The organism is Mucilaginibacter achroorhodeus (assembly GCF_007846095.1).
Taxonomy (GTDB): Bacteria; Bacteroidota; Bacteroidia; order Sphingobacteriales; family Sphingobacteriaceae; genus Mucilaginibacter; species Mucilaginibacter achroorhodeus.
The window spans coordinates 81,085-95,812 of sequence record NZ_VOEI01000008.1; the positions used below are offsets into that span (position 1 = coordinate 81,085).

The following is a 14,728-nucleotide window of genomic DNA, read 5'->3' on the forward strand; positions in this document are numbered from 1 at the left end:
TTATTAGTCTTTTATTATTACAGAAACATCTACGCTCATACCAGGGCGTAATTTTGCGATATCTTCTTTGCTACCGCTTAGTTTAATTTTTACCGGGATACGTTGTACTACCTTAACAAAGTTACCTGTAGCGTTATCTGGTGGCAGCAATGAGAATTTAGCACCTGTTGCAGGCGAAAAATTGTATACCTGTCCATCAATTTTAAGATCAGGATAAGCATCAACTTTAACATCTACCTTTTGGCCGTTACGGATGTGCTCTAACTGCGTTTCTTTAAAGTTTGCAGTAATGTATAAGCTGTTATCATTAACTACAGAGAACAAGGTTTGACCCGCCTGTACTAACTGGCCAACCTGCACATTCTTTTTAGCAGCTAAACCACTTGCAGGTGATTTGATGTTAGTATAAGATAGTTGCAGTTTAGCAAAGTCAACCTCGGCCTGGCGTGCAGTAACACCTGTATTAGTTACCTTTAACTGGCTGCGGGTGGTACCTACCTGTTGTTGTGCAGCTTTATATTGGTCAAGCGCTGCCTGATAGTTAGCTTGTGCTACCTGCAGGTCGGCTTTGGCCTGGTCAAATTGCTGGCGGGTTACAGAACCGTCTTGAACCAGATTAGCATAACGGGCATAATCTTTACGTACTTTTTCTAAACGTGCCTTTGCAGATTCTGCCTCTGCTTTTGCACTTGCCGAGTTAGCTGCAGTGCTATAGATCTGAGATTGGCCTACGTTGATACCGGCGCTTGCACCTTGTTGTGCAGCTATCGCCTGCTCAACCTTCACTTTATAATCGCGGTCGTCAATTTTTACCAATAACTGGTCTTTTTTAACGTGAGTATTTTCTTCAAAAAAGATAGAATCAACGTAACCACCAACACGTGCTACAACCGGGCTAATGTCGCCATCTATCTGGGCATCGTCCGTATCAACGTGTTTGCTGAAGTATATATATTCTTTTATACCAAAAATAACACCGCCAATAAGTATGATCCCTAAAATGATGGGGATAACTTTATTCGGTTTCTTTTTAGTTTCGGTTTCCTGAGTTGCCATTGTGTTGTGTATTATTTGTTAAGTTTTCCTGTTGATTTTAATAATGTATAGTAAGCAAGGCCGGCATCGGCTTTTGCCAGTTCCAGGTTTATCTCTGCCTGGTAAAGTAAGGTTTGCGCATCAGCACGGTCAATTGATGACGATATGTTGCTGCGGTATTTATTTTCGAGAATGCGGTTGTTCTCCTGCGCCTGGTTGATAGAGGTTTGTAATAAATTGATCTTATCAACTGCTGTTTTGTAATTCTGGTAGTTTTGGTTTACCTCATTACGGATGTTGTCGCTATCAATACTTTTATTGATCGTAACTTCCTCACGTTCTAATTTGGCTTGCTTTACTTTGTTCTTATTGGTCCAAAGGGCGCCAAAATCCCACCCAAGCGTTAACCCTAATGATATAGGAGTAATAAAATTGCCGCTTTTAGGGATAGGGTTGCCTGATATGCCTACATAATAAGCGCTGCCTGATGCAGATAAACTTGGCGACAAATTAGCCTGGATGCTTTTTACATTGTAATCGGCAACCTTGGCTCTCACGTCAGCCTGTCTTAGCTCCGGGCGATTGGCCATTGCGGTATCCAGGTAATTGGCAAGCGGCGCTACATCCCTTGTGCTGTTATCTATCTGGGCAATATTAAGCTCGGTAGTTTCAGGTAAACCAAGCAAAATATTCATGTTATAGTTGATGATCTTGCGGTTGTTTTCCAAATCGATACCGTTCAGCTGAATATTTGAGCGCTGTAATTGAAAACGCAGCACATCGTTCTTGGTAACCAGGCCCTGGTCAAAAAAGCGCTGGGCTTGTTTTATTTGTGCATCAATGGTAGCCAAATTCTGGTCAACCACTTTTTTGCTTTGCAGCACCTTGTACAAGTTATAGTAAGCACTGATAACTGCGTAAGCGATCTGGTCTTTATCGTTCTCAGCATCAAGGCGTGCTACCTGTGTTAACAATTCTGTGCTTTTTTGAGCATACCTTAATTTACCACCAGCCCAAATAGTTTGGTTTAATGATAGTGTACCTAACCATGCATTGGCACTGGTTGGCAGGGTAAGGTTCTCTTCGCCAAGCTTTAAGTTGTTGGCAGGTATTTGTGCGCGGTTGTAACCAAAGCTGGCCTTACCGGTAGGCAACGCACGATCTTTAGCCTGCTCGTACTGTGATACGGCCTGGTCTATACGTGATTGCGACAACTTAAGCACCTTACTGTTTTGGATGCCAAGTTTAAGGGCCTCATCTAACGTAATGGCCCTGTCTTGTGCAAATGCGGTTGTGGCAGCCAACGTAGCCAGCATAAGCAGGGCAAAACGTGCGGCGGCCTTTAGCGCACTGCTAAATAAAGGTTTCGGAGATATGTTATTTGTTGTCATTTTCATTCATTAAATAAGCTTTAAGGAGGGTTTTCATGTAGTTTTTCAATCTTGGTTTTAGTTTATCTTCCTGCATTTTGGTATCCATTACATCATAACCCAATATGGCCGATGAGATATGCGGCGTGTTCACGATGTAGTTTTTGGTACCAAACATGGTAGCTATCAGCAATTCCCGGTCGGCATCTTTATTAAAGGCGCCGGTTTTAATGCCATCTTCAATAATGTCTTTAAAAACATGAACATTTCTCATGATGATGGTTGTAATTTTATCTGTAAGCTCGGTCTTTTTAGACTTCGATACTTCGCGGTTAAGCATAATGTGGAAACAGTTATTGTTGATCACTTTATCTAAGTACTTGTCAACAAACTGCGATAACCTGGCCCATGGGTCAAGGCCACTATCATTACTTATTCCTAAAAGAGTACTTTGAAAAGCTGATATCCTGCGCTCGAAAATGGCCAGGAAAACACCCTCTTTAGAGCCAAAATAATAGTTAAGCATAGCCATGTTCACACCAGCCTCGCCGGATATCATACGGGTTGATGCGCCATCGTATCCCTGCTCAGCAAAAACACGCTCGGCAACGTCAAGTATGTGGTCTTTTTTATCTATCTTTTCTTTTTCCATTTTCCTTTGTCCCGCACAAAATTAATCAAGCGATTGATTAATGCCGTCATCTTTTTGTCATACGTGCATAATGCACTGATTAACAGACATAAAAAATTAATCGATTGATTAAATAGTACAGTGTAAGATGTACACAGGGGCAGGGTTTCAGAAAGCAATTATTGAACCAAAATCCGGATAAACAAAAAGCCGCATCGCGCGGCTTTTTGTATCAGAGCTTATTCCAATAACACAACTGATATTACTATATTAAAACTTACTTGCACTATAAGTTTGCTATAGCCTATTATAATAAGGTTTAGATAGTTCAAATCTAAAGCAGCAGATCGGTAAAAAACCACGTAAAAACACGTGATTTTCATTTTGTTTGTTTGAACATTGTTTACAGCTACTAAACATCGAAGTATTGAAAATTGAATGTGCTGACATTTTCCCGTCAGCGTTCACGGTGTTCACGAGTGTTCATGGTGTGAACGTGAACACCTCATATAATGAGCGATCAGTAAGTGTATAGTAAAAAAAGTAAGCCATAGTAAGGGCATACTAAGCCAAAGTAACACTGCAAACAATATAAACCGGTTTGCGGTTACTTATTATAACACCCACACAAAATCAACTTTATGAAAAAACTAACCACTTTGGCAGCACTGGTGGGTGCACTGCTATTAACCAACTGTAGTAAAGACAAGCCATCAACAGGTAACCAATCCACTACCCCGGCAACGTTAACCGACCGTGTATTAACTGAAAACCTCACCCTGCCCTGGGAAATACTCTGGGGGCCTGATAACCAGCTTTGGATAACCGAGCGCAGCGGCAAAATAAGCCGGATAGATCCTGCTACCGGGAGAGCAACAGCATTGCTTACCATAAGCGAGGTGGTTTCCCGTGGTGAGGGCGGCTTATTGGGAATGGTGTTGCACCCTGATTTTGCCACCACGCCGGAAGTATTTGTGGCCTATAACTACCTTAACGGCAACAACTATCTTAAAAAGGTGGTTAAGTATACCTTCCGTAATAATGCTTTAAGCAACCCGGTTACGCTCATTAACAATATACCTGCTAACAATACCCACAACGGAACAAGGCTGGCCATATCGCCAGACAGGAAACTGTACATCACAAGCGGCGATGCAGCAGACGCATCCAGGGCGCAGGATAAGAACAGCCTTGCGGGCAAAATACAACGCATCAACCTTGACGGCACCATACCCGGCGACAACTCCATTGCCGGCAGTACGCTTTGGAGCTTTGGGCACCGCAATCCGCAGGGGTTGGTATTTGTGGGCGATCGCCTTTATAGTTCCGAGCACGGCAACGCTACCGACGACGAAGTGAACATCATAGAAAAAGGACGCAATTTTGGCTGGCCCAATGTTGAGGGCTATTGCAATACCGCAAACGAGCAAACCTTCTGCGGCGCTAACAATGTTGCCCAGCCCATACAAGCCTGGACACCAACCATCGCGCCATCCGGCATCGATTACTATAATAACAATGCCATCCCCCAATGGAAAAACTCTTTACTGTTAGCCGTACTTAAGGACAGTGAATTATTGCAACTGCAACTTAACGCCGCCGGTACCGGTGTAGAGAAGGTGAATGCATTTCTAAAGGGTAAGTATGGCCGCATGCGTGATGTAGCTATTTCGCCTGAGGGAAAGGTTTATATCATCACCAGCAATGGGAATAATGACAAGGTGATCGAAGTGAGCGGGAAGTAAGCTGGCAGATTGAAACCGGCAAAGTCTTATTTAGAATATATCCAAATAGTATTTGTACAAGTCCCTGACTGTGAATAAAGTTTATAATTTGTAAATTCGCGGCTGTTGGCCCAGAACGGGTTACAACATCTTTTTACCTCATAAAGATCAATTTATTATGGCCTTTGATATAGACATGATCAAAAAGGTTTATGATCGCTACAGCACCCGTGTGGATGCTGCCCGCAAAGCGACCGGTAAACCTCTTACTTTAACCGAAAAAATATTATACGCCCACTTATCAGAGGGAGACGCTAAAAAAGCATTTGAACGCGGTACAGACTATGTAGATTTTGCACCAGACCGTGTTGCCATGCAGGATGCTACTGCACAAATGGCGCTTTTACAATTTATGCAGGCTGGTCGCCCGCAGGTTGCAGTACCTTCTACCGTACATTGCGACCACTTGATTCAAGCAAAAGTAGGCGCTACTGCCGACTTAAATACAGCTGTTGATGTTAACCGCGAGGTTTATGATTTCCTTTCATCAGTATCAGATAAATACGGTATCGGTTTCTGGAAAGCCGGTGCAGGTATCATCCACCAGGTAGTGTTAGAGAACTACGCTTTCCCGGGTGGTATGATGATAGGTACCGATTCACACACACCTAATGCAGGTGGTTTGGGTATGGTTGCCATTGGTGTTGGCGGTGCCGATGCTTGTGACGTTATGGCCGGCCTACCTTGGGAGCTAAAATTCCCTAAACTGCTGGGTGTTAAATTAACCGGTAAATTATCTGGCTGGTCATCAGCTAAAGACGTTATTCTACGTGTTGCAGGTATCCTTACCGTAAAAGGTGGTACCGGTTTCATTGTTGAGTATTTTGGCGAAGGCGCACGTTCATTATCTGCTACAGGTAAAGCTACCATCTGTAACATGGGTGCCGAGATTGGTGCTACTACTTCTATCTTCGGTTACGATGAAAAAGCCGGTGTTTATTTGCGCGGCACCAAACGTGCTGACATTGCTGACCTTGCTGACGGCATTGCCGAGCACTTAACAGGCGATGATGAGGTTTACGCTAACCCTGAGCAATACTTTGACCAGGTTATTGAAATTAACTTAGACGAGCTTGAACCGCATGTGAATGGCCCGTTCACTCCTGACTTGGCATGGCCTATCTCTAAATTTGCACAAGCGGTTAAAGAAAACAACTGGCCTGCAATTCTTGAAGTTGGTTTGATAGGTTCATGTACCAACTCATCTTATGAGGATATTACCCGCTCTGCATCAATTGCACAGCAGGCTGTAGATAAAAACCTGAAAACCAAAGCCGAGTTCACCATCACTCCGGGTTCTGAGCAGGTACGTTATACAGTTGATCGCGATGGTTACTTAGATACTTTCGCTAAAATGGGTGGCGTTGTATTGGCTAACGCTTGTGGCCCATGTATCGGCCAGTGGGCGCGTCATACTGATGATCCTACACGCAAAAACTCTATCATCACGTCGTTTAACCGTAACTTCGCTAAACGCCAGGATGGTAACCCTAATACCCACGCTTTCGTGGCATCGCCGGAAATTGTTACAGCATTTGCCATCGCAGGTGACTTAACTTTTAACCCGCTTACTGATACCTTGACCAACCTTAACGGCGAGCAAGTTAAACTTGATGAGCCGCAAGGTATTGAAATGCCGATAAATGGTTATGCAGTTGAGGATGCCGGTTACCAGGCACCTGCCGAAGATGGCAGCCAGGTACAGGTTATCGTTAGTCCGGAGTCTTCTCGTCTGCAATTGTTGGCACCATTCTCACCTTGGGAAGGTACCGATCTTAGCGGCTTAAAGCTCCTTATTAAAGCTAAAGGTAAATGTACTACTGACCACATTTCTATGGCCGGCCCATGGTTAAAGTTCCGTGGTCACTTAGATAACATTTCAAACAACATGCTTATCGGTGCCATCAACTACTTTAATAATACTGCCGATAGCGTTAAAAATCAATTAACCGGTGAATACGGCCCGGTACCCGCCACCCAGCGCGATTACAAAGCTGCCGGTATTGGTACTGTTGTAGTTGGTGACGAGAACTACGGTGAAGGTTCATCACGCGAGCACGCGGCGATGGAACCACGCCACCTGGGTGTACGTGTTATATTGGTAAAATCGTTTGCCCGTATCCACGAAACCAACCTTAAAAAACAAGGTATGTTGGGTATCACCTTTGCTGATTCTAACGATTACGATAAAATTCAGGAAGATGATATCTTCGATATTGTAGGCCTAACTTCTTTTGCCCCTGGTAAACAGCTTACCGTTGTATTACATCATTCAAATGGCACAACAGAAAGCTTCCAGGTAAACCACACTTACAATGCACAGCAAATTGAGTGGTTTAAAGCAGGTGGTGCGCTAAACATCATCCGTAAGCAAATGGCTTCATAATAAGTAAAAAGTCAAAATTAAAAATTCAAAAAGCCTTTCCGTTTGGAGAGGCTTTTTTTGTTGGCTGCTCACCAATCCCTATTCAAAGGAGAGGGTCTTAAACACCGCATCATTGCGAGGTACGAAGCTATGACGCTTTTAGTGTAAGATTTTCCTATCTTGGCTAAGCCATTAACACTCCCATGAAAACCCTTACCGCCGTTTCATTACTCATACTTTCAGCAACCACTCTCTTTGCCCAAACCAATAAAAAACTGGCGGTTGAGATAGCCGCCATTGGCAAGGCCGATCAGCAGTACCGGGTTGCTGCTATTGCCGAAGCTAAAAAGCATGGAACAGGCTCTGAACAAGACAAGGCTTTAATGGCAAAGCAGTCGGCGGCGGATGTGGCCAATCTGGCCAAGGTAGCGCGTATCATAACCGATTATGGCTATCCGGGCAAAACACTTGTAGGCCAAAACTTGAGCGATGTTGCCTTTAACGTTATACAGCATAATGATCTGGAGGCGCAGGAAAAATATCTTCCTGTAATTATTGAGGCTGCAGATAAAGGCGAACTTTCGCCGTCGCTGATACCTTTAATGGTAGATAGGGTGCGGATAACGCAGAACCAACCACAGGTTTACGGTACACAACTGCATGAGTCAAAAAAAGGCATATTTCAATTATACCCAATTGGTGATGAAGCTTTCGTGAACGACAGGCGCAAAAAAGCAGGGTTATCTTCCTTGCAATCTTATCTCAAAAAGTGGGGAATTGACTATAAACCTGTAAGCAGCACTGCAAATCTTAATCCACCTAACCTTTACTATAAGGTAACCGAGGAAGAGCTGCCGGCCATTGAACCTGTGGGAGGCAATAAAGCCATCTACAGTCAACTTGCTTATCCGGAGCAGGCTAAGGCCGCCAACATTAATGGCTTCGTAACAGTACAACTTACCGTTACCGGATCCGGTAGCACAAAAGATATTACGGTTGTAAAAGGCTTAGGGTACGGGTGCGACGAAGAAGCCGTGCGCGTACTTAAGGAAGCCAAATTTACTAACAAAGCTGGTGAGGACAGCGAGATCAGGATGAGGTTACCGTTTCCTTATCAGCAGCAATAATATATTGTAAATTTTTAAGACCTTAAGGTAACCAAACCTGTGTTTATGAATGCACAAGAAAGAGCGCTTTGGGACAAACTACAAGCGTTCGAAATAGATGACCCGGAAGTTGACTTCAAATTCTCAGCCCGGCTTGCGCGAGAGAATGGATGGAACATCCCCTTTTCACTGCGTGTTATTGAAGAATATAAAAAGTTTATCTTTTTATGTTGTGTAACCAAACATGGCGTTACACCATCTGACCCGGTTGACCAGGCATGGCATCTGCACCTTACCTTTACCTGGTCATACTGGACCGACCTTTGTAAAAACACTTTAGGACAGGAAGTCCATCACAACCCTACTAAAGGGGGCAAACAGGAAGCCAATAAATTTAATGGTTTTTACACTTCAACACATCAGCTATACAAAGACAAATTTGGACACGAACCGCCTGCAGATATTTGGCAGGATAACCATACGCGTTTCTCTGATGTCAATTTTCAGCGTGTGAACCTGGGTAAGTATTGGTTGGTTAAAAAGCCCGCTATAACTGTTTACTCAATAGTTATGCTGATTGTTGCAGCAGCTTGTTTTACTTTTATACAAGCCGTTGATAGTTTTATCCCTTTCATTGTGATTGGTATATTCGTACTGATAACAATAGCGGTCTACAAAGCTGAAGGGAGTTCTGATAAATGGCGAAACGGCAATGACAGAGATGACTCTGGCGGAAGTGGTTGCACCGCTGGAGGTAGTTCGGATTGGAACAGCGGAGAGCACCATCATGGTCATTCAGGTTGCGGCAACCACCATGGCGGAGATAGCGGATGTAGCAGCGGGTGCTCAGGTTGTTCATCATCTGGATGTAGCGGATGCGGAAGCGGCTGTAGCGGAGGTGGGGACTAATAAAAAAAGCGATGAGTTATCATCGCCTTTCAATTCTATTATGCTTCCGTCAGCTGAAAGCTGACATTATGCTCAGACACGGGCTGTAAGCCCGCGCCAGTAATGTGATATTTTATTACTCGAATCGCTCTTTCAAAAATTTACCGGTGTAGTTATCTTTTTTCTTGATTAGATCTTCGGGTACGCCTTCAAAAACCACCTTACCGCCGCGTTCGCCGCCTTCGGGGCCAATGTCGATAACCCAGTCGGCACATTTGATCACGTCCATGTTATGTTCAATCACCAGGATGGTGTTGCCATTTTCAATCAAGGCATCAAATGATTTCAGGAGCTTTTTGATATCTGCAAAATGCAAACCAGTAGTAGGTTCATCAAAAATGAACATGGTTTTGTGGGTGTTGTTACCTTTTACCAGGAAGCTTGCGAGCTTAATGCGCTGCGCCTCGCCGCCGGATAGCGTGTTGGACGATTGACCCAACTGAACGTAGCCCAAACCTACATCAACCAGTGGCTTTATCTTAGCGAGTATTTTTGTTTCCTTAGCGAAGAACTCCACGGCCTCATCTATGGTCATATCCAACACTTCAGATACATTCTTATCATTATAAGTAATGTCCAGAATGTGCTGCTTAAAACGCTTGCCACCGCAGGCTTCGCAGGTAAGAAAGATATCGGCCATAAACTGCATCTCTATCTTCACCTCACCCTCGCCCTGGCAAACATCACAACGGCCGCCTTCAACGTTAAAAGAGAATGCCGAAGGCTTTAAACCGCCTGCCTTTGCCGCCGGCAGTGCGGCAAATAAATTTCGGATCTCGTCCCATGCTTTAACATAGGTAACAGGGTTTGAGCGTGACGAACGACCGATAGGGTTTTGATCTACTAATTCAACCTGTTCAATTTTATTGTAATCACCTTCAATGCTGTCAAACGAACCGCTTTGGTCGCCGGTGTAATTACCTAATGTTTTTTGCAGTGCAGGCGCCAGAATACGTTTAACCAAACTGGTTTTACCCGAACCGGATACGCCGGTAACTACCGTAAGCACACCTAACGGAAACTTAGCCGAGGCATGTTTTAAGTTATTCTCGCGCGCACCTTTTATCTCGATATAGTCGTGCCATTTACGACGGCTTTTAGGGATGGCGATCTCCTCGCGACCACTGAGATATTTACCGGTAAGGCTGTCGTCATCAACAATGATCTGGTCGTACGTACCGGTGAATATGAGGTTACCTCCATGGGTCCCTGCTTCCGGGCCAATATCGATAATATGGTCGGCGGCTTTCATTATCTCTTCCTCGTGTTCTACCACCAACACCGTGTTACCTACATCGCGCAGCGAACGTAAAACGGAGATCAACCTTTCGGTATCGCGCGGGTGTAAGCCAATGCTTGGCTCATCCAATACGTAAACCGAACCAACCAAGCTACTACCTAACGAGGTTGCCAGGTTGATACGCTGTGATTCTCCGCCCGACAACGTGTTAGATAAGCGGTTCAACGTCAGATAGCTCAAACCCACATCGTTAAGGAAACGCAGGCGACTGGTTATCTCCATCAACAGGCGTTTACCAATTTTTTCTTCCGTTTCGTTAAGTTTCAGCGTACTAAAAAATTCAGAAGCGGTATCAAGTGGCATCAGCACCACATCGGTTATTGATCTGCCATCTATCTTCACATAAGAAGCATCCTTGCGCAGTCGGCTACCTTTACACTCGGGGCAGGTAGTTTTTCCGCGGTAGCGTGATAATAGAACACGGTACTGGATCTTGTAGGTCTGCTCCTCCATCTCTTTGAAAAAAGCATCAAGCCCGCGAAAGTACTGGTTACCTGTCCACAGTAAACGCTGCTCCTTTTCTGTTAGCTGGTTATACTGGCGGTGTATCGGGAAGTCGAACTTAAGGGCATTTTTAACCAGCACATCGTTCCACTCGCGCATCTTCTCGCCGCGCCAAGGGGCAATTGCGCCTTCGTATACGGTCTTGCTTTTATCGGGTATAACCAGGTCCTCATCAATCCCTATCACCTTGCCGTAGCCCTCGCAGCGTTTACAAGCACCATACGGGTTGTTAAAGCTGAAGAAGTTTGGCGTAGGCTCTTCAAAACGCATCCCGTCAAGTTCAAAGCGGTCGCAGAAGAAACGTTCGGTTTCAGAAGCTCCCTCTAAATCTCCCCCGTCGTTCGAGGCTTGATTATATCTCACGTAGCAATCGCCTTTACCTTCAAAAAAGGCCGTTTGTACAGAATCTGCCAAACGGCTGATCGTTTCGTCTTCCATGTTTTTGGTAACACGATCGATCACAATGCGCACGTGCTCATTATAACCGTCAGACTGTTCATGGTCTGCACTGGCTTTTTTCTTTTTCTTTTCCTTAACCTCCGTATCGGCAGCAATGCTTTCGTCCTCGAGCAGGCTTTCAATACGAGCTAACTTACCGTCTAACTCCACCCGCACAAAGCCTTTTTGCATCAACACAGCCAGTTCCTCTTTAAGGCTTCGGTTATTGTGAGGATGCAGCGGACATAGGATAGTTACTTGTGTTTCATCAGGCAAGGCCGAAATAAAATTCACTACATCGGTAACCGTATCGCGTTTTACCACCCCGCCTGATACGGGCGAAATAGTTTTACCTATACGAGAGAACAGTAATTTTAAATAATCGTATATCTCGGTTGATGTACCTACCGTAGAGCGCGGGTTGCTGGTGATCACTTTTTGCTCAATGGCAATTGCGGGCGCTATACCTTTTATGTAGTCAACGTCGGGCTTGTTCATACGGCCCAAAAACTGGCGTGCGTATGATGATAAGCTCTCCACGTAACGGCGCTGGCCTTCGGCGTAGAGCGTATCAAATGCCAATGACGATTTGCCGGAACCCGACATACCGGTTACCACCACCAGTTTATTTTTGGGTATGGCTACATCAAGGTTCTTAAGATTATGAACCCTTGCACCTTTTATGATTATATGTTTCTGCGGATCTTTATCTGCTTCTTTGATCATAATTTTTAGTTCGTAGTTGATGGTTGATAGATCATGGCAGAAATTTGCATGGTGCGTTAAACCTCAAAGAAAACATGTAGTCTAACAGATAGTTTTTGTTATGAACTATGATCTATCAACCATCAACTTTTTGAGACTGCAAAAATCCTAAAATTTTTAGCCTTTTGCAAATGAGTTTAGGTTTTGAATATGATTATTAAGCAGTTATTTAAATGCTTAATTAATGGCAAGCAAACAATATTTGGCAAAACGCAACTCTCCCTGCTAAAAAATATTTGCTTTTATTTTTTAAGATGATTATATTTGAGGATAGATTATTTGATTCACCCCCTAAAACGAACGCTATAGATAGAACTCTACTTTTATTAAGTTAATAACGAACAAGAATTTAATTTAGTTTATCAGTAGTAATTCTATGGATTTTCAATTGAAAAGTGATCAGGATCTAATCCATCTCTATATTGGCGGCGAAGAAGCAGGGCTTGTTGAGTTGATACGCCGTTACCAGGCCAAAATTTACACTTCTATTTACTTACTGGTTAAAGACGAGGCGCTTGCCGAGGATATCTTCCAAGATACTTTTATCAAAGTAATTAACACCCTAAAGGCCGGCAAATACAACGAGGAGGGCAAGTTTTTACCGTGGGTTACCCGCATTGGCCATAACCTGGTTATTGACCATTTCCGCCGTGAAAAACGTGCGCCGATGGTTAGCGGCGGCGACGACTTTGACATCTTTGAAGTGCTTGGCCATTATGACGAAAGTGCCGAAGACCGCATGGTTCGCGAGCAAACGCACAAAGATCTTAAAGCTTTGATACAACTTTTACCTGCTGAGCAAAAGGAGGTTTTAATTATGCGTCACTTTGGTGATATGAGCTTTAAAGAAATAGCCGATGTTACTGATGTGAGTATCAATACCGCTCTTGGCCGTATGCGCTATGCCTTAAACAACCTGCGTAAAATGATGCAGAATAAAGAACTGAGCTTAAAAAATTAGTTTGTTAACGACAGGTTTGTTCACTTTTCGTTAAACTAAAATATTTTACAAAATAAAAGCCTCCGATATATAATATATCGGGGGCTTTTTAGTTTAATGGATGTTAGTTTAAACGATTTTGGAGAGGCAAAAGCCAACATGAAAAAAATTTCATTTAATTTTCATCTTTCTAAAATATTAGTGAAAAACTATCGTTAATTTTATAATTATAAACTTAAAAAGCTTATGGGTGAAACCTTTACATCAACACTTAATGCGTTCACTAATAAAGCACAGGTGAAAGAATCTGATCTACATGAAAATTTAGAAGCGGACGATGTGATATTTTATCACTCTATCCGGGCGGAACTTGATCTTCTGAAGAAAAAGCCGAATCCGCAGACCATTCATAAGATACTTGATTATTCAAAAAGCCTGCGTTAATTAGTACGCAAACCACGTAACTGGTTCATAGTTCAAAACACGGATAGCGATATCTTACTTTTGAGGTATGAACCTTTCTATTTTATATAGGGTTCATTTGTTCACAGGTTCATTAGTTTATTGGTGAATAGTTTGATAATTTTACGTGCGGTTTGTTGTTCTACAAATGCTCAGTACTAATGAACAACTCAACTAATGAACCATTGAACTAACCAAATGCTAAAAAAAGAACGCTACAAGCATTTTGTAGAATATTTCTCAAAGAACCAACCCAACGCCGTTACCGAACTGCATTATAATAATCCCTATCAGCTGCTTGTTGCCGTAGTGCTATCTGCTCAGTGTACTGATAAGCGTATTAACCAGGTCACCCCAGCATTATTTGAACGTTTCCCCGATGCTTTTGCCCTGGCTGCTTCTGATGCTGATGAGATATTTAATTATATCCGCAGCGTAAGCTATCCCAATAACAAGGCAAAGCACCTGGCCGGCTTGGGCAAAATGCTGGTAGAAAAGTTCAACGGCGAAGTACCATCAGATATGGCCGACTTGCAGCAGTTGCCCGGCGTTGGCCGCAAAACAGCGAATGTGATCACCTCGGTTGTGTTTGATGCACCGGCCATTGCGGTAGATACGCACGTTTTTAGGGTGGCCAACCGCATTGGCTTAACCAACAGGGCTACAACGCCTTTGGCCGTTGAAAAACAACTGGTTGAGAACCTGCCGCAAAACACTTTGTCCATTGCGCATCATTGGCTGATATTGCATGGCAGATACATCTGCGTGGCCCGGACACCCAAATGTGACATATGCCCGCTTACCTGGTTCTGCAAGTACTACGAACAGCACAATACAGAAAAAGCGCTTCTTAAAGCAGAAGCCGCACGGATAAAAAAGGCAGAAGCTGCTAAAAAGAAACGCACGCTCAACAGCATCAGCAAGGAGTTGAAGAAACGTAGTGTTGATAAGAATAGTTGATGGATTAGGGATGGTTGGGTAAGTTTACCCAACCAATATGTCATTGCGAGCGATAGCGCGGCAATCTCATCGCATGCAAACAAACGCGAAGAGATTGCCGCGTCGCTCCGCTCCTCGCAA

Annotated in this window: 11 protein-coding genes; 7 read left to right on the forward strand and 4 right to left on the reverse strand. The window is 43.7% G+C overall.

Features of this window, described 5'->3' with window-relative positions; all coding sequences use genetic code 11:
- Nucleotides 1-3: 3 nt before the first annotated feature.
- Genes FPZ42_RS18235 through FPZ42_RS18245 form a run of 3 tightly spaced genes read right to left on the reverse strand, consistent with a single transcriptional unit; the run spans nucleotide 4 to nucleotide 3,057 of the window.
- Nucleotides 4-1,056, reverse strand: a complete 1,053-nt coding sequence (locus FPZ42_RS18235) for an HlyD family secretion protein (protein ID WP_146273304.1) — start codon at nucleotides 1,054-1,056, stop codon at nucleotides 4-6.
- An 11-nt stretch (nucleotides 1,057-1,067) separates the two neighbouring features.
- Complete coding sequence (locus FPZ42_RS18240; RefSeq protein ID WP_146273305.1) at nucleotides 1,068-2,432, reverse strand: TolC family protein; 1,365 nt, start codon at nucleotides 2,430-2,432, stop codon at nucleotides 1,068-1,070.
- A complete protein-coding gene (locus FPZ42_RS18245) occupies nucleotides 2,413-3,057 on the reverse strand; it encodes a TetR/AcrR family transcriptional regulator (RefSeq protein WP_146273306.1) in 645 nt (214 codons plus the stop codon). Before FPZ42_RS18245 ends, FPZ42_RS18240 begins: the two co-directional genes overlap by 20 nt.
- Nucleotides 3,058-3,677: 620 nt before the next feature.
- On the opposite strand from FPZ42_RS18245, the gene FPZ42_RS18250 reads away from it, so the two are divergent.
- From FPZ42_RS18250 to FPZ42_RS19265, 4 genes are all read left to right on the forward strand, one after another.
- Entirely contained in the window at nucleotides 3,678-4,781 is a 1,104-nt protein-coding gene (locus FPZ42_RS18250) for a PQQ-dependent sugar dehydrogenase (RefSeq protein WP_146273307.1), read from the forward strand.
- Between the two features lie 157 nt (nucleotides 4,782-4,938).
- Nucleotides 4,939-7,206, forward strand: a complete 2,268-nt coding sequence (locus FPZ42_RS18255; RefSeq protein WP_146273308.1) for an aconitate hydratase — start codon at nucleotides 4,939-4,941, stop codon at nucleotides 7,204-7,206.
- 182 nt (nucleotides 7,207-7,388) lie between these two features.
- Nucleotides 7,389-8,312, forward strand: a complete 924-nt coding sequence (locus FPZ42_RS19290; RefSeq protein ID WP_222431603.1) for an energy transducer TonB — start codon at nucleotides 7,389-7,391, stop codon at nucleotides 8,310-8,312.
- A 45-nt stretch (nucleotides 8,313-8,357) separates the two neighbouring features.
- Entirely contained in the window at nucleotides 8,358-9,200 is an 843-nt protein-coding gene (locus FPZ42_RS19265) for a glycine-rich domain-containing protein (protein WP_186458826.1), read from the forward strand.
- A 115-nt stretch (nucleotides 9,201-9,315) separates the two neighbouring features.
- Here FPZ42_RS19265 and uvrA read toward each other — a convergent pair whose 3' ends face one another.
- Nucleotides 9,316-12,207 (reverse strand): excinuclease ABC subunit UvrA, encoded by a 2,892-nt coding sequence (uvrA, locus tag FPZ42_RS18270; RefSeq protein ID WP_186458827.1) that lies wholly within the window; start codon nucleotides 12,205-12,207, stop codon nucleotides 9,316-9,318.
- A gap of 415 nt (nucleotides 12,208-12,622) precedes the next feature.
- On the opposite strand from uvrA, the gene FPZ42_RS18275 reads away from it, so the two are divergent.
- The 3 genes from FPZ42_RS18275 (at nucleotide 12,623) to nth (ending at nucleotide 14,608) form a co-directional block, all read left to right on the forward strand.
- Nucleotides 12,623-13,207 carry an RNA polymerase sigma factor gene (locus FPZ42_RS18275; RefSeq protein WP_146273309.1) on the forward strand — a complete coding sequence of 195 codons (585 nt, stop codon included), beginning with the start codon at nucleotides 12,623-12,625 and terminating at the stop codon, nucleotides 13,205-13,207.
- Nucleotides 13,208-13,432: 225 nt separating this feature from the next.
- Nucleotides 13,433-13,630: a hypothetical protein gene (locus FPZ42_RS18280; RefSeq protein WP_146273310.1), complete on the forward strand. Its 198-nt coding sequence runs from the start codon at nucleotides 13,433-13,435 to the stop codon at nucleotides 13,628-13,630.
- A 216-nt stretch (nucleotides 13,631-13,846) separates the two neighbouring features.
- Nucleotides 13,847-14,608, forward strand: a complete 762-nt coding sequence (gene nth, locus FPZ42_RS18285; protein ID WP_146273311.1) for an endonuclease III — start codon at nucleotides 13,847-13,849, stop codon at nucleotides 14,606-14,608.
- Nucleotides 14,609-14,728 lie beyond the last annotated feature (120 nt).